Here is a 22,346-nt window from a genome sequence, read left to right on the forward strand (position 1 = left end):
TACAAAAATTGTATAAGAGTATTAGGCTTTTATCTTTAAATGCAAAAACATAATATTTAATTATGATATAATAAATGTATTGTATTTTGATTTTTATTTTAATTATTTGTAAAGAGGAGAAAAGATGATTAAGGCAGTAATTTTTGATTTAGATGGAACGTTACTAAATACATTAGAAGATTTAGCAAATGCAAGTAATTTTGCATTAAGAAGCTGTGGATATAATGAGCATCCAATTAAAGATTATATAAGATTTGTTGGAAGTGGAAGATATATTTTAATGAAGCGTATATTACCAGAAGAAGATAAAAATAATGAAGAAGCTATAGAAAAAGTTTTAAAATTATTTGATGAATATTATGGTGAGCATATGCATGATACAACAAAGCCATATGATGGTATATATGAACTAATTAAGGAGTTAAAATTTAAGAATATTAAATTAGCAGTTGTATCAAATAAGCCAGATGAATTTGCAGGAGAAACTGTAAATAGATATTTTGGAAATGATTTTGAAATTACATATGGACAAAGACCTAATCATGCTGTTAAACCAGATCCAAAAACAGTATATGAAGTTATGGAATATTTAAATGTGACTAAAGAAGAATGTATATATGTTGGAGATTCAGATGTTGATATGAAAACCGCACAAAATGCAGGGGTAAAGTCTATAGGAGTAGCATGGGGATTTAGAGGAGAAGAGGAGTTGAAAAGTGCAGGAGCAGATTATATAATTAGAACTCCACAAGAATTAGTAAATTTATTATAATAATTTAAAGACAGGTAGATAACAAGTAGTTACCTGTCTTTATTTTTGATAAGGTGAACATATTGACAAAAAATTGAAGATGATATATTATTAATATATTACCGATAGGATAAGTAGGAAAAGAGATATAAATTATATAAATAAATTTTAGAAAATAAATTTATTAAAGTTCCTAAATATACATGAGAAAAAAAGAAAAAAATGTAGAAATTTTTACTAGAATAATATAAATTTTTAATGTAATATATAGTTACTAAATTTTAAAATTTAAATATTAAATATATAGGAGGAAAAAATGAATAGTACTTTTTTATCAGATTTTATAATGATTACAAGTTTTAAAACAGTAGCGTTTATTATTGTTCTTTTAGCTGTATTATTTGGTGTAAATGTTATGGCTAAGAAAAAAGTTAAATTTTCAACAAGAATGATAGTTTCAACTATTGTTGGGTTAATATTAGGAGTAATAATTCAGGTAGTTGCAGGATTTCCAAATAATCCAGGAGAAGTTCAATGGATTACTGAAGTAAACAAGTGGTATGGACTTGTTGGTTATGGGTTTATGGATTTATTAAAGATGCTTGTAGTTCCTTTAATATTTGTATCTATTATTAGAGTTATTATAAATATGAAGGCTGAGGAAAATCTAGGAAAGTTAACAACAAGATCAATTTTAACATTATTAGGAACTACTACTATAGCAGCAATAGTAGGAATTGTGGTAGGTAACCTGTTTAAACTTGGAGTTTCTTCAACTATAATTGAAGGTACAAATGAAATTAGAGAAATAACTCCAGTTGTAGATACATTAAGAGGATTACTTCCATCTAATCCAGTTGCAGCAATGGCAGAAGGTAATGTAGTTGCTGTTGTAATATTTGCAGCTTTTATTGGTAACTCAATGAAAATATTAAATAAAAAATATAGTGATGTAATTCAACCAGTAACTGATTTAGTTAATGCATCATATAAGATTATCACTAGTCTTGCTATGACTGTAATTAAATTTATGCCTTATGCTGTAGTTGCTTTACTTGCAAATACAATTGCAGGAAGAGGAATATCAGCAATAAAAGAAGTTGTTGGATTTATACTTGCACTTTATGTAAGTATTATTATAGTATTTATAATTCATTTAATAATAATAGCTATATTAGGATTAAATCCTATTATTTATATAAAAAATGCGATGGAACCATTAATATTAGCATTTACTTCTCGTTCTAGCCTTGGTACTTTACCAGTTACTATAGAAGCATTAACTGATAAAATGGGTGTTGATAATGGAATAGCTTCATTTGTTGGAAGTTTAGGGTCTAATATGGGGATGAATGGATGTGCTGCAATTTATCCAGCATTAATGGCAGTTACATTAGCTAATATGTCAGGAACTGAAATGGATGTTAGCTTCTATGGAATGCTTATTGTAATAATTGTAATTGGATCATTAGGTATTGCTGGACTGCCAGGAAGTGCAACAATGGCTGTTTCTGTTGCAATATCAGGTATGGGAATGGGTGCATATTTCCCATTAGCTGGAGGAATAATTGCAATTGATCCAATATTAGATATGGGTCGTACTATGTTAAACGTAAATGGAACAATGGTTACTGCAGTTGCTGTAGGTAAAAGTTTCAATAAAGTAGACAAAGAAATATATAATAAAGACAAATAAATATAATTTTATAGAAAAAGCACTATAACTTTTGGTTATGGGCTTTTTGTATTTTTAGAGTAAAATTTATATAAAATTTACTCTAAAAATAGAGAATATTAATGTTAGTATCTTTTGATATATAGGAAAATGTAGTAGAATAATAATTATGTATTATATATGTTTAATCTATGATGGGAGATAAATGGATGGTAAGCAAAAAGAAAATCAAAAATAATAATAAAAAAACATTAAACTATAAGCAAAGAGTAAGTTTAGTTTACCTTATAGTGTTTTGCTTAGTAGGTTTATTAGTTGCCAGATTGGGATGGCTAACTTTAGTAAAGGGAAGATATTTAGAAGCTAAGGCAAATACAGAGTGGCAGAAGGAAATAAGTGTAACTGCAACTAGGGGTGATATCTTAGATAGAAATGAATCTATATTAGTATCTTCAGCAAATGTTTATCGATTAGATTTTGATTTAGATGCCATTAAAACTCATATGAAAAAGAATGAAGTAACTAAAGAAGAAATAGCAAAGCAAATTGCTGGTGTTGTTTCAGAAGTAAGTTATGATGATATTTTAAAGGCATTAAATAGAAAAAATAGTGATGGAAGTGATGCAACATATGCACCATTAGTAAGAGGAATTACTAAGGATATTGCAGATAGTGCAGATGATTTAGATATATATGGTTTAATAGTATCTAGGGATGTTAAGAGATATTATCCTAATGGAAATTTTTTAGCAAGTGCATTAGGGGGAATTAATTCAGAAGGAGTAGGCTTAACAGGTATAGAATTACAATATGATGAATATTTGGCTGGTATATCAGGAATGAAAATTGGTGGTTATGATAGTTGGGGAAATAGACTTCCTTTTGAAACATATAAATTTACACCACCTATAGATGGTAATGATATAGTATTAACGGTAGATGAAAATTTACAATATGTAGCTGAAAAGATAGCACAAAAGGGATTAGAAGAACATAATGCAAAAGGTGTTCATGTTCTTATAATGGATCCTAATAATGGAGAAATTCTTGCAATGGTAAATAAGCCAGATTATGATCCAAACACTCCATACACTGGATATGAGTCCTTTGATGGAGAAACTGAAAATGATCAAATACAAAATATGTGGAGAAATTGGCTTGTAAGTGATACGTTTGAGCCAGGGTCTACATTTAAAACAGTTACTATGGTAGCAGCACTTCAAGAAGGGGTAGTTAGTGATAGTGATACATTTGTATGTAATGGTGGAGTTAAATTTGGAAATACAACAGTTAAATGCTGGAAACGTGAAGGCCATGGAACTCAAACTTTAGCTGAAGTATTAAAAAATTCTTGTAATGTTGGAATGATGGAAATTGGAGAAAGACTTGGAATTGAAAAGCTAAATGAATATATTTATAAATTAGGTTTTGGTAAAACAACGGGAATTGATTTACCTGGAGAAGCATCAGGTATAGTTAAATCAAGTGATACAGTTTCTGCTATAGATTTAGCAACAATATCATTTGGACAAACTAACACAGTAACATCATTACAACTTATGGCGGCTTTTAATGCAATTGCAAATGGTGGAGATTTAATACAACCACATATAGTAAAGGAAATTTCTCATGAAGATGAAAGTGGAAATAGAGTAATAGATGAAGAAGTAAAGGTTAGTGTAAAAAAAGATTTATTAACAGATTCAAGTACTGCATTACTTAGAAGTTATTTAGAAAGAACTGTAACTAAAGATGGGCCATATGGTGCATTTGTACAAGGATATAATGTTGGAGGAAAAACTGGTACAGCACAAAAAGTTGATCCTAATACAGGAACTTATTCAAAGGATAAATATATTTCATCTATGATAGCGCTTGCACCAATAGAAAATCCACAAATAACAGTATTTATAGCTGTAGATGAACCAAGTAATGGAGCTTATTATGGAGGGGAAGTTGCAGCACCATTAATGAAAGAGTTATTTGAGGAAGTGTTTAAATATATGGATTCTCCTTTGGCAAAAGAAAGATTTTCAATTTATAAAAATGTAATAATTCCAGATGTAAGAGGAAAATCTATTGATGAAGCAAAACAAATATTAAAAGCCAATAATCTTGAAGCAGAAATTAAAGGAAATGGTAAAACTATAGTTTCAATGGAAACTTATCCAGGATCAACTGTTAAAGAAGGCACAACTATTACTATAACAGCAAAAGATAGTAATCAAATTAATAAAGAAGTCATAATGCCAGACTTAAAAGGAAGCACAAAGGAATTTGCTAGTGAAATTTTAAATAATTTAGGGATTATATGTGAATTTGAAGGAGAAGGAAATGTTCATTCTCAAAGTATAGCAAGTGGGAATAAGGTGGTTAAAGGAACTAAAGTTACTATAACACTAAATAAAGAATTTGAGTATTAATTATATTCTGAGGAAGGTAATATGAAAAATAATGGGAAAAATATAAAAAAGGGAAATGTAAGGAAAAAGAAAAAAATTAGAAAGAAAAATAAATATAAAGGGATAGACTTATATATATTTTGTTCTGTCTTAGTATTAGTTGCTATTGGAATAATAATGGTTTTTTCAGCAAGTTATTATGATGCATTATATAAGCATAAAAATGTTTTTTATTTTTTAAGTAAAGAGTTAACATGGGCTCCAGTGGGATTAATAGCTATGCTTATATTTACATTTGTTGATTATCATTTTTGGAAAAAGGTAACACTTCCAGGGTATGTAATAACGCTTATAACTTTAATTGCAGTTTTATTTATAGGTAGTAATATTAATGGGGCAACTCGTTGGATTAAAATTATGGGAGTGTCATTTCAACCATCAGAACTTGCGAAATATATGATTGTATTCTTTCTAGCAATGGTTATTGAACAATATGGACAAATTAAAGAAAAGTGGTTTGCTTCAATAATATACTTATTATTTGCATTAGTATTTTCAGGATTGGTTTTGGCGGAAAATAACTTAAGTATTTCAGCTATTATAATGTTTGTAGCATTTATTATAGTTTTTTCAGAAGGAATGAGTGGAAAAATCACTGGTATATTAATGGGTTTAGGTGGAATAGGAGTTTTAATAGCTATTTTTACTTCTGGTTATAGAATGAAGAGATTTATAAGCTTTATAAATCCTTGGAAATATGCAACTGATGAGGGGTATCAATTAGTTCATTCACTTTATGCAATAGGGACAGGTGGCTTATTTGGTGTTGGATTAGGAAATTCTAAGCAAAAGGCATTATATATGCCTGAACCACATAATGATTTTATTTTTGCAATTATATGTGAAGAATTAGGGCTTATTGGAGCTATAATAATAATTTCTGTATTTTTAGTATTAATAATAGCAGGAATTAATGTTGCAATGAGGGCTAAAGATAAATATGGTAGACTTTTAGCTACTGGTATTATTTCTGTAATAGCTGTGCAAGTTGTAATTAATATAGCTGTTGTTACTGGAAGTATGCCAGTTACAGGAGTACCTTTACCATTTATAAGCTATGGTGGAACATCACTTGTGTTTAATTTAGCTGCAATTGGAGTATTGCTTAATATATCAAGTCAAACAAAAACACATAAGGATGAAATTCAAGAGAAAATAGAAAGAAAGAGAATAAAAAGCAAAATGAATATTTAATAATTAAATGAAATAATGGAGTAAAGGGATTATGGATATTTTTAGTTTATTAAATAATGATATATCAGGATTAACTGAAGAAGAAAGAAGAATTGCTGAAAAGTTTAATGAAAGTTTAAGGAAAAAAATAATAGATGATTTAGCAAAATGTGAAATTAATGAAATTATAAATGAATTAAAATCAGATGAAGAAAATTTTAAAGCTAAATTAGAAGATATCTTAATAAATGGGAAAAAGGGATATATAAATATGCCTACCAAAGCTTTAATAGATATATATCTTGATAAAAGTAATGAGGTAGATTTTATAAAATTAATTGAAAGCATAAGATAGAAGCTCTCATGCTTGGATTGTTATAGAAAATAATAAAATAAAAAGTGTATTAACTTAAAATAATTAAAAAGAATAAGATAGTAAACATCTCTTATATAAATTTTATTTTAGATTTTGTGGAAGACAATACTGATGCAGAAGTTATAAAAATAGAAGAGGAAGTAACTGAATTTTAAATCTTTGAATAAGGTGAAAAATTTTATAAATAATTTATTGACAAAAAAGAAGAACTATTATATATTATTATTAACAAAACAAGTTAATATTTGAATCTTATCCAGAGTGGTGGAGGGACTGGCCCTATGAAACCCGGCAACCTGTCAATAGTGACAAGTGATAAGTGACAAGTGACAAATTTAAATTAATGATTTGCCACTTGTCACTTGTCACTTGCAACTGGTAGACGTGGTGCTAATTCCTGCAGTTTTATAACTGAATGATGAGAGAGTAAATTAGTAGTGAATTTTATAGCGCGCTTGAGTTTATTCTCTAGCGTGTTTTTTTGTTTATTTAAATTGACTACTTAGTAAAATATGGAGGTGGACATCTATGATTAAAATGCAAAATGTAAAGAAAAGTTTTGAAAATACAGAAGTGTTAAAAGATATTTCCTTAAATATAAGCGAAGGTGAAATTTATGGACTTATAGGTCATAGTGGAGCTGGAAAATCTACTCTTTTAAGATGTATAAATGCATTAGAAGATTATAATGAAGGTTCAGTTAAAGTTATGGACAAAGAAGTAAGGCTTTTAAGTGAAAAGGGTAAAAGAGAATTAAGAAAAGAATTAGGTATGATATTTCAAGGATTTAATCTTCTAACTAGAAAAAATGTATTTCAAAATGTAGCTTTACCATTAGAGGTATGGGGATATGATAAATCATTTATAAATAAAAGGGTTAATGAGTTACTTGAAGTTGTAGGTCTTTCAGAAAAGGCAAAGAGTAAGCCATCAGAATTAAGCGGTGGTCAAAAGCAAAGAGTAGCAATTGCAAGAGCATTAGCATTAGAGCCTAAAATACTTTTATGTGATGAAGCAACATCAGCATTAGATCCTAAAACAACTAAGGATATTCTTGCATTATTAGAAGATATTAATAAAAAATTAGGAATTACTATAGTTATTGTTACACATCAAATGGAGGTTGTAAAACAAATATGCCAAAAGGTTGCTTTGCTTCAAGGGGGAGTACTTGTAGCAGAAGGGAAAGCAGAAGAAGTATTCCTTAAACCAGAAGTGTCATTAAAGAAATTCTTGGGAGAAGAAGATGATGGTGATGCATTACCTAAAAATGGGGTAAATATTAAGTTATTCTTCCCTAGTGATTCTTCAGAAAATGCTCTTATAACAAAGATGGCAAGAGAACTTAATATTGATTTTTCAATAGTTGGAGGAAAGTTAGAGAAGTTTAGAAATAATGTTTTAGGAACATTAACTATAAATATAAATGAAAAAGATAGAGAAGAAGTAATGAAATATTTATCATCAAAAGATATTATATTGGAGGTGTTATAAGATGGATAGTAAAATTATTGATGTTATGATTCAAGCTGTTGGACAAACAGTTTATATGGTGTTTTTCTCAACATTATTTGCAAGTATATTAGGGTTTATACTAGGGATAGTTGTAACTGTTACATCTCCAAAAGGATTAAAGCCAAATAAGATAATATATAATGCATTAGATTTAATAATAAATGTATTAAGAAGTTTTCCATTTATAATTTTAATAGTATTTATTATTCCATTAACTAGAGCTATTGTAGGTACACCAATAGGTGAAGCAGCAGCAATAGTGCCATTAACAATAGCAGCAGCTCCGTTTGTTGCAAGAATAATTGAATCATCTCTAAAGGAAGTTGATTCAGGCGTAATAGAAGCTGCAAAATCATTTGGTGCATCAAATACTCAAATAATATTTAAAGTAATGTTAAAAGAAGCAGTACCATCAATTATATCAGGATTAACTTTAACTATTATAAATATAATAGGATATTCAGCAATGGCAGGAAGTGTTGGAGCTGGAGGATTAGGAAAAGTAGCAATAAGTTATGGGTATCAAAGATATCAAACGGATGTAATGATAGTTACAGTAATTATTTTAATAATAATGGTTCAAGGGCTTCAAAGCTTAGGTAATTATTTATATAAAAAATTAAGTTAATTAAAATATTTATGATAAATTTAGGGGGAATTTAAAAATGAAAAAGAGAAGTATTTTAACTGCTATAGTAGCAGGAATATTATCAATTGGATTAATTGGATGTGGAGGTAGTAATTCTTCAAATGGGGATGATAAAGTAATAAAAGTTGGGGTATCACCAGTTCCTCATGAAGAAATAATGGAAGTTGCAAAGCCACTTTTAGAAGCAAAAGGATATAAAGTAGAAATAGTTGAATTTACTGATTATGTATTACCAAATACATCATTAGAAAATGGGGAATTAGATGCAAATTACTTTCAACATATTGCATACTTGAATTCATTTAATGCAGATAATGGAACACATTTAACATATACAGCAGAAATTCACTTAGAGCCAATGGGAGCTTTTTCAAAAAAATATAAAAGTGTAGATGAGGTTGAAGAGGGAGCAGTAGTAGCAGTACCAGATGATCCATCGAATGAAGCAAGAGCTTTAAGAGTATTAGCAGCAGCTGGATTAATTGAAGTTAAGGATGGAGAATTAATAACTATAGCTGATATTACTTCAAATCCTAAAAACTTAGAATTTAAGGAATTAGAAGCAGCTACTTTACCAAGAGTTTTAGAAGATGTTGATATAGCAGTTATTAATGGTAATTATGCTTTAGAAGCTGGTCTTGATGTTAATAAAAATGCATTTTATGCAGAAGATAAAAATATAGAAAGCTTAAAAGAAAGAAGAAATATTTTAGCTGTTAAAGAGGGAAATGAAAATACTCAAAAAATTAAAGATTTAACAGAAGCTCTTACTTCAAAAGAAGTTAGAGATTTTATAAATGAAAAATATAAAGGCGCAGTTGTACCAGTATTTTAATTTAAAAGCAATAAATATTATAATAATTAATAGGGGAGTTAATTATTACAAAGGGGCTTAAGATAGGTAAGGGATTTACATTGAAGTTTGTAAATCCCTTTTAGTATTTTAAAATTAAAGTATGTAAATACAAGCTTTTAAATTTAATATAAATAAAGTATACTGTATATTATGTATAAATATAGATGTATTAATGAGCAAGCAAGATAAATTTAAACTTTTTTGAAAGAAAGGGGACAAGTTATGAATATAAATAGTATAAATGTAGGATTAACAGGAGAAAATTTATTAAGTATATATAATGACTTTGTATCAATTAAAGAGATAGATATTAAAAAAGTTGAAATTAATGATGATATTAAAATAATAGGTTCATTTTCAAAAGGAGTTATTATTAAATTTGAAGTTAAAGTTAAATTTAATTCCATGGAAAATGGATTAACTAAAGGGGAAGTAACGGGGGTTAAGATTTTAAATGTTGGAATACCTTCATTTGTAAGGAAAGTGGCATTGAAATTTATATTAAAGTCATTAAAAGATAAAGGAATATATTATGAAAAGGGAAAGGTAATTATACAGTATAAATATTTATTAAAAGACATACCTTATGTAGATTTTGATATATATAGTATTTATTGTACTTATGGAGTACTTAATTTAGAGTTAAGAAATGCTAAAATTTCATTAAGTGGAGAATTAAAAAAAGAAGTAGAGTTATTAAGTTTTGAAAATGAACAAGAGCAAGAATATAATGAAGAAGAATTAATAAAAATAAATGATTTTTATGCTAAAGGAAGAGAAAAAATTAAGGGTAAAATGCCAATAGGAGTTAAAAAATATAGTGATTACATATTTGTATTACCTGATATAGCAACATTAATATATAGACTTCTTAAAGATAAGAGAGTAAGTATGAAAACCAAGATTATAATATCAGGTGCAGTTGCTTATATTACAGTACCTTGTGATATTATACCGGATAAGATACCTTTTATAGGAAAAGTAGATGATATTGCAATAGGAATTTTTGCATTAAATATTATAATGACAGAAGTTCCATTAAATGTTATTTTAGAAAATTGGCAAGGAAAAAATGATATTTTAATAGTTTTAAAAAATGTTGTTGAATATGCTACTAACTTTACTGGGGCAAAGAATATTAATAGTATTTGCAAGGTTTTAGAAGAATTATTATCTGTGTAATTTAGTAGTAAATAATTATGAAAAAGGAGAAAATATATTTTGAAATATTATGCTGTTTATAAGGGGAAATCAGTAATACCTAAAATTTATACTTCATGGGATGAATGTAAAAAGGATGTAATAGGATTTAAGGGGGCTATATATAAAAGCTTTACTACTGAAAAAGAAGCTAAAGAGTTTATTTCACTAAATTCACAAGGAAAGAAACTAGAAAATATTCAAGATGAAGAAAGTGAAAGTGGATTGTTTATATATGTAGATGGAAGTTTTACTGTTGATAAAGGGAATTTTTCTTATGGATTAGTTGCTGTTAATGATGGAAAGATAATTTATGAAGATAAAGGAATTGGATTTGATAAAGAAGCAATTGCTTTAAGAAATGTATCTGGTGAGGTATTAGGAGCAAAAATGGCTGTGGAATTTGCTATTAATAATAATTATAAAGAGGTTACAATAGCATATGATTATCAAGGGATTGAATCATGGGCATTAGGAACTTGGAAAAGAAATAATAAAATAACTTCTGAATATAATGAATATATGCAAAATAAAATGAAGGAAATAAATATAAGATTTAAAAAAATAAAAGGTCACTCAGGACATAAATATAATGATTTAGCAGATAAACTTGCTAAAGAGGCATTAGGGATAAAATGATGATTATTTTGAAAAAAAATACACATACTATTTTTAGAAAAATAAAAAAGAGGTGTTATTTTTGGGAAAAGTAATTAAAAGTTTAGCAATAGGAACTATTTTTGGTGTTGCAATAGGAATAATGGTTTTACCAGAGTTAGATAGAAAGACTCAAAGAAATATAAGAAAAACAAGGAGGAAAATTAAAGGAGTAGCTGAGGACGCATATGATAATATTTTAGATTATATTAATTAAAATAATTAAAACTGTTATGGTATTCTATAACAGTTTTTTTAATTGTTTTAAATATAATTGAATATAAAAGTCAAAAAAAATATTTTTTTGTTTTTTTTATGGTATAATAAGTAATATAAATAAAATTTGCAATTAATATAAATGTTGGTAAAGGAAGATTATGCCATGGAGATACTTACTTTAGGTGAAAAGATAAAAAGAAGAAGAAAAGAACAGAAAATGACACTAAAGGACTTAGCAGGGGATAGAATTACACCAGGACAAATTAGTTTAGTTGAGTCAGGGAGATCAAATCCATCTATGGATTTATTAGAGTATTTGGCAAATGCTCTACAGACATCAGTAGAATATTTAATGGAATCAGAAGAAACTCAGGCTGAAAAAATATGCATATATTATGAACAAAGTGCAGAAACATATATTTTAAATGAAGATTATATTAGTGCTGAGGAACATATAGAAAATGCATTATTTTATGCAGAAAAATATAAGTTAGAATATAGAAAAGCAAAAAATTTATTTTTAAGAGCAAATATATGCAATGCAAAAAATGAATTAGTATTAGCTCAACAATTATATTTATCTGCAAATGTTATATTTATAAAAAGAAATAATTTTGAACAAATTATAAAGACGTTTCTTAACTTAGGAAAAATAGCATTAAGCTTAAAAGCATATCATTCTGCAATAAGTTATTTAAAACAAGCAGAAAAGGTATATTTATATAATGATATTGGAAATGATTCTTTATTAGGAGAAATATATTATGAAATGGCTGAAAGTTATTTTAAAATAGATGATACAAATAAGTCCTTAGAGTATACTTTTTTAGCAAAGCAAAAGTTTGAACAAGTTCAAGATAGAAGAGAATATGGTAAGTCATTAATATCATTATCTAAGGAATATAACAAAAAGGGAGACATTGCAAATGCAATAAAATATTCTAAAAAGTCATTAGAGGTATATAAGGAATTAGAAACAGAAAAGAATGTTTCAAGTATTGAAAATAATTTAGGTAAATTATTTTTTGAGTTTGATAATATAGAGGAAGCATTTAAGCATTATAATACTGCAAAGCAAATAAGGATGAGAAGTAACGATAAAGATGTAGTAGAAACAATGCTTAATATTTGTGAAGGATATATTAAAATTAAGGAAATAGAAAAGTGTGAAAAAGTATTAGAAGAAATAAGAAGTTTAATTGATGAAACAAATATTGAACAGGTAATAGAACAAAATTTATTTTGGTATAGAGCATATATTATTAAAGAAATGCAAGATGAAGCAGAAAATATATTGTTAGAAACATTTAATTTAGCTAAAGCAAATGGTCTTTATAAGAAAATGGCGGAATTATCAATACTTTTAGGTAGATATTACATAGGGATTAAAAAAGATTATGAAGCAGCTAAATATCTAAATGAAGGTATTAAGATATTTAGAAATTTAGGTATACTAAATAACTAAATTAGGGGGAGCTATGGAAATATTATCAACAGGAGAAAAAATAAAAAGAGCAAGAATCTATAAGAGAATTACATTAAAAGAATTATGTGGTGAAGAAATTTCGATTTCTAAGATGAGTTGTATTGAAAATGGAAAGATAAAAGCTGATGATGAATGTTTAAAATATATTTCTGATAAATTACAAATTGATTATAGTTATTTAGTTCAAGATGTTTATGAGCAAATAAAAGATAATATAAAAAGTGTAAAAAAATCTAAACATTCCTTAGAAAAAATAGAAAGTATTATTAAATATAATTTAGATTATTCTTTTAGATATAACTTTAATGATTTAGCTTTAGAATTAATACATATTTTATTTAAATTATATATTAAAGATAACAAAATTGAAAAATTACAATTGCTAATATCAAAATATTTTGATTTGTATCAACATGCTACTAATAATGAGCAAATTATTATTTATTATAGTGATATGGCAGAGTTTTTTGTTAAGACCAAGGAATATCATGAGGCTATTAGCTATTATTCAAGAATAATACAAATTTATGAAAAAGATCAAATTAAATTTGATGATAAATATATATATGCATGTTTTTATGAAGGTATTTGTTATAAAAATATAAATTTAATAGAAGAATCATATAAATGTTTAAAAAAGATAATAGATAAAGAAGCTTTATTTAAAAATGATAATGACAAAGGTGATTATTATCATGAATTTGCAATAGTTAATATTTTATTATATATAGGAGAAGCAGATAAATATTTAAATATTGCATTAAATTATAAAAAGGATGATATGAAGGTATTAGCAAAATTTAAAGCAGAAAATGGAGATATATACTTTAAGGTTCATAAAGATGATAAAGCTTTAATAGAATTAGAAGATGCTGCTAAAATATATCCTAGAGAAGATGTAAGAGGATGTGGAGAGTTTTTAATTAAGTGTATAGATATTTTATATAAAAATAATAAATATGATGAAGCATTTAGTTATATAAGCGAAGCATTAAATTTAGCTATTGATATTGATGATGAAAGATTAATAGAAAAAGCATATTATTTTAAAGGAATGATACATCAAAAGCTTAATGATTACATTCAAGCAGAAATGTATATGAATTTAGCAACAGATTTTTTATTAAGATTTGCTAACAACGAAGAAAAGTATAAGAGATATAATGAAATGGCAGAGTTATATTATAATTTAAATGAATTAAAAGAATCAATAAAGTATTTTACATTAGCAATACAAATAGAAAAGAAGCTATAATAAAATGGATAGAGAGTAAATAAAAATCTCTATCCATTTTATTATATAATATTTTAAATTGCTTCATAATAATTATTTAGTTTGTGTGATGTAATAAATTAGACATCCAAATCCAAAATGCCCACTTTGATTTAGTGTGATTTAATAAGGATGGATTAAAAAATAGTCCTCTCATGAAAATACCTCTTTTCTTATAATTTATATTTATATTTTTAGTATATAATAAGAAGAAAAATATTATATTCACGTAAATGCTTAAGATTTTGTACAATAAGTATAAAAAAAATATATATAAATTAGAAAAGAAAACATAAAAACACCTAAAAAAGGTGTTTTCAGTACATTATTTAATATTTTTAAGTACAATTAACTTGGCACCATATCCTTTTAGCTCTGTTATTATATTTAAAACAGAACTTTTTTTAGCATATTTAAATTCTATTTTTGGATAAGATGCCTTATGAAGTATTTCTTTTTCTTCTTTGCTTAATCTATCTGGAGACCCCATGGAAAGCCAGTAGTTAAATGAAGAACCAATTATTTCATTTACTTCATAAGTGATTATTCTCGATGAGTTTTTTATATTTACTATATTAAGAGAATATTTTCTTTCAAAGGATTTTTTTACGCCACCTTTTTGATAAACATCTTCATAACAGGCTAAAGAAGATACATTATCATTATGAGAATATAAAAGTATTGCATAATAATCTTCAGCCTTAGTAACTATGTAACCATCATCTAAAGAAACTATATTGTTTCCAAGTTTATTTAAAAGATAATAGGCATAATAAGAAGGTTTTCTAATTCCCATATCATTTACTATTCCTGGAGCACCGATAAATACTTCATTAGTTATATTAATTTCTTTTTCTAAAACGTCAAATGCTTTTAAAAAAGTTAATGAATTTTTCTTAAAAATAGTGTTATGAATTATATATGGCAACATATAAGCTGTATCATAAATAGAGTTTAAATGAGAAGTAACTAAAAAATCGTCATTTGATACAGTTAAGTTATAGTTAGTTGTTATAAATTCACGTAACTTATTTTTTATTGGCAATGATAATCTAGAATCAAATTGAAATTTAAATTCAGTTATATCAACTATATCTAATTCTTCAAAATAATCAATAAAACTAGTTAATATATTTATATATTTTTCTAAGGAATAATCTAGATTATCTAATAAAATTAAAGGTTTAATGTAAATAGTAGATAAAAATTCTAAAACTCCTTTAGCTTTATTCCAATTATAAAAATCAGAATCTAAAAATATACCCATATCACTATGAAACATTTTTTCAAGTCTACCATACTCAAAGTGTATTTCTTCTTGTATTTCTTCCAATATATCTTTATTATCTTCAATTAAAAGGTCAAAAGATTCTCCTAAGTTAATACATTCTTTAAAAATTTTTTCAAAAGGTTTAATTATTTTATCCATATCAACATGAACATTCCAAAGTTTATTTTCAAAATTAAATCTACTGTAATTATCTAAACTATATGATAATGAATCTAAGGCATCTTTTAATGAAAGTTCAGTAAGTTGTTTAGAGTTTTCATATAATTTTTCTGTAGTTACATTTTTCTTTCTATATTGAAGAGGGGTACAACCATAATAGACTTTAAAGTTTTTATTATAATATCTAACATGAGAAAAGCCTATTTCTTCTGAGATTTCAGAAATACTCATATCGCTATCTAAAAGTAATTTTATTGATTCCTCTACTCTTGTTAAATTAATTAAATCTGTGAAGCTATATCCAGTAGCATATTTTATTTCATGAGATAGATAGTGTGGACTTAAAAACTCTTTTTTAGCAATTTCTTGTAAAGTTATATTGTTGTTATAATTATTAAATATATATTTTGCAATTCTATGATACCTATCTAGTTGTTCAGTTTTTTCTTTTAATTCCTCTTTTTCATGAGTTAGATAATGAAAGTTATTAATAAGGTGGTAAAGTAAGGTTCTTAATAATTCTTCAATTTCCTCATCATAATCTTCAAGTTTTTGAACATATTCACAAAGTATTTCTGAAAGTAATATTTTTAATTCATCATATTCAATACCATTTTGATTTTCAATATTACTAGAATTAGTATAAAAAAATACATTATTTATATCCTTATAATATTTGCTGAAGAAATAAGGGTCTATATTGAAAATTAAAACTTTATTATCACCATTTCCTTGAATTTCATGAGCTTCGTCTGAATTTATTATTTCAACTTCTTTTTCATTTAACATAAAGGAATCAGTATCAATTTTTATATGCAATGAACCTTTTAATATATATATAATTTCCATTGAATTATGCCAATGAATAGGATAATTTTTTATATTTAAATACGAAATTTTTATTGGTAAATCAAAGGGGTATTTTATATATTCTTTTCTCAAAATTTCACCTCAATTCTATATTAAATTATTTTGTAAATATTATAACAATAAATCCAAATAAAAACAAAAAATAAATTTTAAATTTGTTATAATAAAATATAGAAAAAATTATTATAATTAATAGAAAAATATGGGAAAAATAGCGTATAATAAAAATGTAAAATTTTTAATAAAATTTACTTTGACTTTCTTTGACTTTTGTATTAAAATCAAATTAAAGTTAAAAATACTAATAAGAGGTGAGAATGAATGAATGTTGAGAGAATGACATTAAGAGTGCAACAAGCATTAAATGATGCAAATTTAATTGCAGTAAAATATAATCACCAACAAATTGATGTGATTCATTTATTTGCTGCATTAGTAGAAGCTGATGATGGGTTAATACCAAATATATTCACTAAAATGGGCATAAATGTTAAGTTGCTAAAAGTAGATATAAAAAATGCATTAGATAAAATGCCAAAGGTTATGGGTGAAGGTGCAAATAGTTCAGGTGTATATATTACAAGACAAGTTGATGAAGTTCTTATAAAAGCTGATGATTTAGCTAAAAAGTTTGGAGATTCTTATATTAGTGTAGAGCATTTGCTATTAGCAATAATTGATGTTGATAAAAATGGACCTTCTAAACAAATCTTAAACAAATACAACATAACAAAAGATAGTTTTATGAAGGTATTATCAGAAGTAAGAGGAAATCAAAGAGTGGATACACAAGACCCAGAAGGAACTTATGATGCTCTTGCTAAATATGGTACTAATTTAGTTGAACTTGCTAAAAAGCATAAATTAGATCCAGTAATAGGAAGAGAGGAGGAAATTAGAAGAACTATTAGAATACTTTCAAGAAGAACTAAGAATAATCCCGTATTAATTGGTGAACCTGGTGTTGGTAAAACAGCTATTGTTGAAGGTTTAGCAGAAAGAATAGTAAGAGGAGATGTTCCTGAAGGGTTAAAAGATAAGATTATATTTTCTTTAGATATGGGTTCATTGATAGCTGGTGCTAAATATAGAGGTGAATTTGAAGAAAGATTAAAAGCTGTTTTAAAGGAAGTTCAAAACAGTGAAGGTAAAATTATATTATTTATAGATGAAATTCATACTATAGTTGGAGCTGGTAAAACTGATGGTGCTATGGATGCAGGTAATTTAATTAAGCCATTACTTGCAAGAGGTGAGTTGCATTGTATAGGTGCAACAACTTTTGATGAATATAGACAATATATTGAAAAGGATAAAGCACTTGAAAGAAGATTTCAACCTGTTATTGTTGATGAACCATCAGTAGAAGATGCAATTTCAATATTAAGAGGGTTAAAAGAAAGGTTTGAAATTCATCATGGAGTTAGAATTCATGATTCTGCTATAGTTGCAGCAGTAAAACTTTCTGATAGATATATTCAAGATAGATATTTACCAGATAAAGCTATTGACCTTATTGATGAAGCTGGAGCTATGATAAGAACAGAAATAGATTCATTACCAGCAGAATTAGATGCAATTAGAAGAAGAATTGTACAGCTTGAAATAGAGAAAGAAGCTTTAACAAGAGAAAAAGATGAAGGTTCTAAGAAGAAATTAGAAGCTTTGGAAAAGGAATATTCAGAATTAAAAGCTAAAAATGATGAAATGACAGCTAAATTTGATAGAGAAAAGGGAGCTATTTTAAAATTAAAAGAATTAAAGGAGAAGCTTGATGAAGCTAGAGGAAATCTTGAAGTAGCTCAAAGACAATATGACTATAATAAAGCAGCTGAAATTCAATATGGTGAAATTCCTAGTTTAGAATCAGCTATTGAACAAATGGAAGTTGAAGTTAAAGAGAATTATGAAGGCGCTTTATTAAAAGAAGAAGTTACTGAAGAAGAAGTTTCACAAGTTTTATCTAAATGGACTGGAATTCCAGTATATAACTTGCTTGAAGGAGAAAGAGAAAAATTATTAAGACTTGAATCTGAAATGGAAAAGAGAGTAATTGGTCAAGAAGAAGCTATTAAATCAGTTACTTCATCAATTTTAAGAGCAAGGGCAGGTCTTAAAGATATAAATAGACCAATTGGTTCATTTATTTTCTTAGGTCCTACAGGGGTTGGTAAGACAGAACTTGCGAAAACTTTAGCAAGAAATCTTTTTGACTCAGAGGAAAATATTATAAGAATTGATATGTCTGAATATATGGAAAAGCATGCTGTATCAAGATTAGTTGGAGCGCCTCCAGGATATGTAGGATATGAAGAAGGTGGGCAACTAACAGAAGCTGTTAGAAGAAAGCCTTATAGTGTAATATTATTTGATGAAATTGAAAAGGCACATGAAGATGTATTTAACATGTTCTTACAAATACTAGATGATGGTAGACTTACAGATAATAAAGGTAAAACAGTTGATTTCAAAAATACAATTATTATTATGACTTCTAATATAGGAAGTAGCTATCTTTTAGAAAATAAGTGTGAAGATGGTATAGATCCACAAATAAGAGAAGAAGTAATGAATGAAATGAAAATGAGATTTAAACCAGAGTTCTTAAACAGAGTTGATGATATTATAATGTTTAAGCCATTATCTGAAACAGGAATAACTAAGATTATTGATATATTTGTAGGTGAAGTAGCTAATAGATTAAAGGATAGAAATATTACACTTGATATTACTCCAGAAGCTAAGCATATTTTAGCTGTTGAGGGATATGATCCAGTTTATGGTGCAAGACCACTTAAGAGATATATTCAAAATACTTTAGAAAATAAATTAGCAAGAATGATAATTACTGGAGATGTTAATTATGGCTCTCATGTTGTAATTGATGGCAAAGATAATGAAATAATCATTAAATCTGAATAATAAAGTTAAAGGGTAAAACTTAAATATGTAAGTTTTACCCTTTTCAAATTATATTTTAAACAATATTACTTTCAGTTACATTTGAGTTCATAGGTAGCATTATAATAAATGCAATTAATATTATTAAAGCGGAAATAAGGAATGGAAGTTTATTTCCTAAATCAAATATGAATCCTGCTAATAGTGAACCAGTAACTTGTCCTATTGCTTTAGATGAATTAAGTACTCCCATTAAGGAACCATAATTTCCTTTTGATAATTTAGTAATTATACTTTGTTGTAAAGGTATATGTATACTAGCAAAAGTAGTGAATATTATAGCAAAAGTTAAAAATAAAGTAGTATTTTTAAAGAGTACCATTAAACTTAAGGATATACTAAGACAAAGAGTAATAACCTTACAAACATTAACTTCTTTAAAGTGTTTAGCAAGTAAAGGGGTAAAAGTTAAATTTGCTATGAATCCTAATATTCCTACAACTGCTAAAAACCCACCTATAAATGTTGGAGGAAGGTTAAGTACATCTTCAATATAGTAATTTATACTTGAATTGTAACTTGTTGAAGCAAAATAAAAAGCAGTAACTAATAAAAGCATAATTATAAGGTTTTTTGTTAAAATTGTAGAAAAATTTATTTTTTTATTATTATAATTAGTAGTTTTATTTAAATTATTTTCGTTAACTGGTTCTTCTAATAAAAAGTAAACTAATGTAGCTAATATAATGCAAAATATAAATTGTGATAAAAATGTATATTTAAAATTATTATTTCCTATTATTCCACCAAGTAAAGAGCCAAATGCACAACCAATAGTATTTGCAGCAGAATAATAAGTGATAAACTTAACTCTGTTTTCTTTATTTGTAATGTCAGTTAAGTATGCCATTGATACAGTAAGATAACTAACTACAAAAAATCCACCTGTAAATCTAAAAATTAATATTATAATTGGGTTTGTATTAAAACCAAATCCAAGTTGGCTAATTCCATATCCTAAAGCACCATAAATTAAAAATTTAATTCTTCCTTTTTTATCAGATAAAGATCCCCAAAATGGTGAACCAATAAAATTTCCTATTGACATAGCTGCAAAGAACAATCCAAACATAAATGTAGGTAACTTAAGATTAGTTATAAACATTGGTGTGACAGGATGAGCCATATTAAATGTAAGTGAGCTAAATATAGTTAAAAGTATAATAAATATTAATGATTTATTTTTAGTTTTCATTATTCCTCCATATTTAATTGTTTAATATTATATTTTCCCTTAAGGATGAAGACATGGTAAGTGCTTCACTAAAAATTTATTCTGATTTTCATTTTCCATAAATATCAGCATGATCAAAAAAATTAATACCACATTTTAAAGCTGTATTAATTAGTTTGTTAACTGAAGTTTTATTCATAGTTGAAAGTCTCATGCAGCCAAGACCTATTTCGGATGCTTTAATATTACCATTCGACATTATTATTTCTTTCATAAATATAATCCTCTCCATGATATGAATTGTTAATTAATCATTTATATTATATCATTCAGGGATATTATAAGTCTATGTTAATAAACTGCTAAAAAAAATAAATAAAAAAATGAAAAAAATAGTGTTGACAAATATCGACAAGCATAATATACTAAACAACGTAGTAGATGTGCGGGTATCGTATATCGGTAATACTCCAGCCTTCCAAGCTGGAAAGGTGGGTTCGATTCCCACTACCCGCTCCATATGGTGAACGTAGTTCAGTTGGTAGAGCGCCAGTTTGTGGCACTGGTTGTCGTGGGTTCGAGTCCCATCGTTCACCCCATATAGGGATATCGCCAAGCGGTAAGGCACCACACTTTGACTGTGGTATTCGTAGGTTCGAATCCTGCTATCCCTGCCATTTTTAGTTTACTAGCTCAGTCGGTAGATCACTTGAATTTTAATCAAGGTGCCCGGGATTAAATTCCTGGGTAAGCAACCAAAAGCAACTAAGAAAATTCTTAGTTGCTTTTTTATATTTCAAATGGATTAATATATAAGTATTACAATTAATGTTAATAATGAAAATATAAATTTTTATAGCTGTCATACAGGATGGTGGAATGATGAAATAGAACCTTTTAAATATCAAGCAGATAAGCTATTAAATAATCAAAGACTTTCTTTTATAATGGGTGATTTTAATAATAATGCATATGCAAAAGATGAAGGATATGATTATTTAATAAAAAATGGGTTAATAGATACTTATACTTTAGTTCAGGTCAAAGATAACGGGGTTACTGTTAAAGGTTAAATTGCAAGCTTGGAATCACAAAGTGAAGATAAAAGATTAGATTTAATTCTTGTAAATAAGAAAATAGATGTTTTAAAGTCGAATGTTATTTTAAATGGGGAAAATGAAGAGGTTATTTCAGAGCATTATGGAGTAGAAGTTATAATATAATTAAAAAAATAAAAATGGGCAGAGAGTGAAACAAGAGCTTCACTCTCTATTTTTTATTAACTTATTTGGTTTTTTAGTTAGTTATTTCATTCCTTGTTCGTATTGTTCAACCATTCTTTTAACCATTTCTCCACCAACGCTTCCGCATTGTTTTGAAGTTAAGTTACCGTTGTAGTCTGTGAAAGGAACACCCATTTCGCTTGCTACTTCATTTTTAAATTTTGATAATCCGTTTTTTGCTTCTGGTACTAACTTTTGAGCCATAAAAGACCCTCCTTTAAATAAATTAATATTTATTTTTATTTGTAAGTAATTAATTTTTACTTACACTAGTATTATGTGTAATATGAATTTATATAATCTATTAAAGTAAAGG

Annotated in this window: 20 protein-coding genes, 4 tRNA genes and 1 riboswitch; of the genes, 20 read left to right on the plus strand and 4 right to left on the minus strand. The window is 26.8% G+C overall.

Going from position 1 to position 22,346, the window contains the following annotated elements; all coding sequences use genetic code 11:
- Nucleotides 1–124 precede the first annotated feature (124 nt).
- From ACUN06_RS04845 to ACUN06_RS04905, 13 genes are all read left to right on the plus strand, one after another.
- Nucleotides 125–772, plus strand: a complete 648-nt coding sequence (locus tag ACUN06_RS04845) for an HAD family hydrolase (RefSeq protein WP_449390159.1) — start codon at nucleotides 125–127, stop codon at nucleotides 770–772.
- Nucleotides 773–1,067: 295 nt separating this feature from the next.
- Entirely contained in the window at nucleotides 1,068–2,447 is a 1,380-nt protein-coding gene (locus ACUN06_RS04850) for a cation:dicarboxylate symporter family transporter (RefSeq protein ID WP_449390160.1), read from the plus strand.
- Between the two features lie 188 nt (nucleotides 2,448–2,635).
- The gene (locus tag ACUN06_RS04855) at nucleotides 2,636–4,849 is read left to right on the plus strand and encodes a stage V sporulation protein D (RefSeq protein WP_331891026.1); all 2,214 of its coding nucleotides are present in this window, start codon (nucleotides 2,636–2,638) and stop codon (nucleotides 4,847–4,849) included.
- A gap of 21 nt (nucleotides 4,850–4,870) precedes the next feature.
- A complete protein-coding gene (ftsW, locus tag ACUN06_RS04860) occupies nucleotides 4,871–6,082 on the plus strand; it encodes a putative lipid II flippase FtsW (protein WP_291731273.1) in 1,212 nt (403 codons plus the stop codon).
- 31 nt (nucleotides 6,083–6,113) lie between these two features.
- A complete protein-coding gene (locus ACUN06_RS04865; protein WP_294396828.1) occupies nucleotides 6,114–6,416 on the plus strand; it encodes a hypothetical protein in 303 nt (100 codons plus the stop codon).
- 270 nt (nucleotides 6,417–6,686) lie between these two features.
- A riboswitch (SAM riboswitch) is annotated at nucleotides 6,687–6,862 on the plus strand.
- 103 nt (nucleotides 6,863–6,965) lie between these two features.
- The gene (locus ACUN06_RS04870) at nucleotides 6,966–7,931 is read left to right on the plus strand and encodes a methionine ABC transporter ATP-binding protein (protein WP_291731271.1); all 966 of its coding nucleotides are present in this window, start codon (nucleotides 6,966–6,968) and stop codon (nucleotides 7,929–7,931) included.
- A gap of 1 nt (nucleotide 7,932) precedes the next feature.
- Nucleotides 7,933–8,580, plus strand: coding sequence for a methionine ABC transporter permease (locus tag ACUN06_RS04875; protein ID WP_412655779.1), 648 nt, complete (start codon nucleotides 7,933–7,935; stop codon nucleotides 8,578–8,580).
- A 37-nt stretch (nucleotides 8,581–8,617) separates the two neighbouring features.
- Nucleotides 8,618–9,436 (plus strand): MetQ/NlpA family ABC transporter substrate-binding protein, encoded by an 819-nt coding sequence (locus ACUN06_RS04880; protein ID WP_291731270.1) that lies wholly within the window; start codon nucleotides 8,618–8,620, stop codon nucleotides 9,434–9,436.
- A gap of 243 nt (nucleotides 9,437–9,679) precedes the next feature.
- Nucleotides 9,680–10,639, plus strand: coding sequence for a YkvA family protein (locus tag ACUN06_RS04885; RefSeq protein ID WP_291731269.1), 960 nt, complete (start codon nucleotides 9,680–9,682; stop codon nucleotides 10,637–10,639).
- A gap of 39 nt (nucleotides 10,640–10,678) precedes the next feature.
- Nucleotides 10,679–11,296 (plus strand): ribonuclease H family protein, encoded by a 618-nt coding sequence (locus ACUN06_RS04890; RefSeq protein WP_291731268.1) that lies wholly within the window; start codon nucleotides 10,679–10,681, stop codon nucleotides 11,294–11,296.
- Between the two features lie 52 nt (nucleotides 11,297–11,348).
- Nucleotides 11,349–11,531, plus strand: a complete 183-nt coding sequence (locus tag ACUN06_RS04895; protein ID WP_291731267.1) for a YtxH domain-containing protein — start codon at nucleotides 11,349–11,351, stop codon at nucleotides 11,529–11,531.
- Nucleotides 11,532–11,696: 165 nt separating this feature from the next.
- Entirely contained in the window at nucleotides 11,697–12,998 is a 1,302-nt protein-coding gene (locus tag ACUN06_RS04900; RefSeq protein WP_291731266.1) for a helix-turn-helix domain-containing protein, read from the plus strand.
- Nucleotides 12,999–13,011: 13 nt separating this feature from the next.
- Nucleotides 13,012–14,274, plus strand: a complete 1,263-nt coding sequence (locus ACUN06_RS04905) for a helix-turn-helix domain-containing protein (protein ID WP_449390161.1) — start codon at nucleotides 13,012–13,014, stop codon at nucleotides 14,272–14,274.
- 343 nt (nucleotides 14,275–14,617) lie between these two features.
- Here the strand turns inward: ACUN06_RS04905 and ACUN06_RS04910 are convergent, their stop codons facing one another.
- Complete coding sequence (locus ACUN06_RS04910) at nucleotides 14,618–16,684, minus strand: AraC family transcriptional regulator (RefSeq protein WP_331891044.1); 2,067 nt, start codon at nucleotides 16,682–16,684, stop codon at nucleotides 14,618–14,620.
- 249 nt (nucleotides 16,685–16,933) lie between these two features.
- Here ACUN06_RS04910 and clpB point away from each other — a divergent pair, with 249 nt between their 5' ends.
- Complete coding sequence (gene clpB, locus ACUN06_RS04915; RefSeq protein ID WP_449390162.1) at nucleotides 16,934–19,534, plus strand: ATP-dependent chaperone ClpB; 2,601 nt, start codon at nucleotides 16,934–16,936, stop codon at nucleotides 19,532–19,534.
- A 55-nt stretch (nucleotides 19,535–19,589) separates the two neighbouring features.
- On the opposite strand, the gene ACUN06_RS04920 is transcribed toward clpB, so the two are convergent.
- A complete protein-coding gene (locus ACUN06_RS04920; protein ID WP_291732669.1) occupies nucleotides 19,590–20,768 on the minus strand; it encodes an MFS transporter in 1,179 nt (392 codons plus the stop codon).
- Nucleotides 20,769–20,856: 88 nt separating this feature from the next.
- Complete coding sequence (locus ACUN06_RS04925; RefSeq protein WP_449390163.1) at nucleotides 20,857–21,006, minus strand: aldo/keto reductase; 150 nt, start codon at nucleotides 21,004–21,006, stop codon at nucleotides 20,857–20,859.
- Between the two features lie 186 nt (nucleotides 21,007–21,192).
- Between ACUN06_RS04925 and ACUN06_RS04930 the strand changes: the two genes are divergently transcribed.
- From ACUN06_RS04930 to ACUN06_RS04955, 6 genes are all read left to right on the plus strand, one after another.
- Nucleotides 21,193–21,266 (plus strand) — tRNA-Gly (locus ACUN06_RS04930).
- Between the two features lie 4 nt (nucleotides 21,267–21,270).
- Nucleotides 21,271–21,346 (plus strand) — tRNA-His (locus tag ACUN06_RS04935).
- Nucleotides 21,347–21,349: 3 nt separating this feature from the next.
- A tRNA-Gln gene (locus ACUN06_RS04940) sits at nucleotides 21,350–21,424 on the plus strand.
- A 5-nt stretch (nucleotides 21,425–21,429) separates the two neighbouring features.
- Nucleotides 21,430–21,505 (plus strand) — tRNA-Lys (locus ACUN06_RS04945).
- A gap of 189 nt (nucleotides 21,506–21,694) precedes the next feature.
- The gene (locus ACUN06_RS04950; protein ID WP_294368567.1) at nucleotides 21,695–21,820 is read left to right on the plus strand and encodes a hypothetical protein; all 126 of its coding nucleotides are present in this window, start codon (nucleotides 21,695–21,697) and stop codon (nucleotides 21,818–21,820) included.
- A gap of 9 nt (nucleotides 21,821–21,829) precedes the next feature.
- A complete protein-coding gene (locus ACUN06_RS04955) occupies nucleotides 21,830–21,970 on the plus strand; it encodes a hypothetical protein (RefSeq protein WP_294396844.1) in 141 nt (46 codons plus the stop codon).
- Between the two features lie 81 nt (nucleotides 21,971–22,051).
- Here the strand turns inward: ACUN06_RS04955 and ACUN06_RS04960 are convergent, their stop codons facing one another.
- Nucleotides 22,052–22,234, minus strand: a complete 183-nt coding sequence (locus ACUN06_RS04960; RefSeq protein ID WP_042396270.1) for an alpha/beta-type small acid-soluble spore protein — start codon at nucleotides 22,232–22,234, stop codon at nucleotides 22,052–22,054.
- Between the last annotated feature and the right edge of the window lie 112 nt (nucleotides 22,235–22,346).

Source organism: Clostridium sp. ETTB3 (assembly GCF_053571985.1).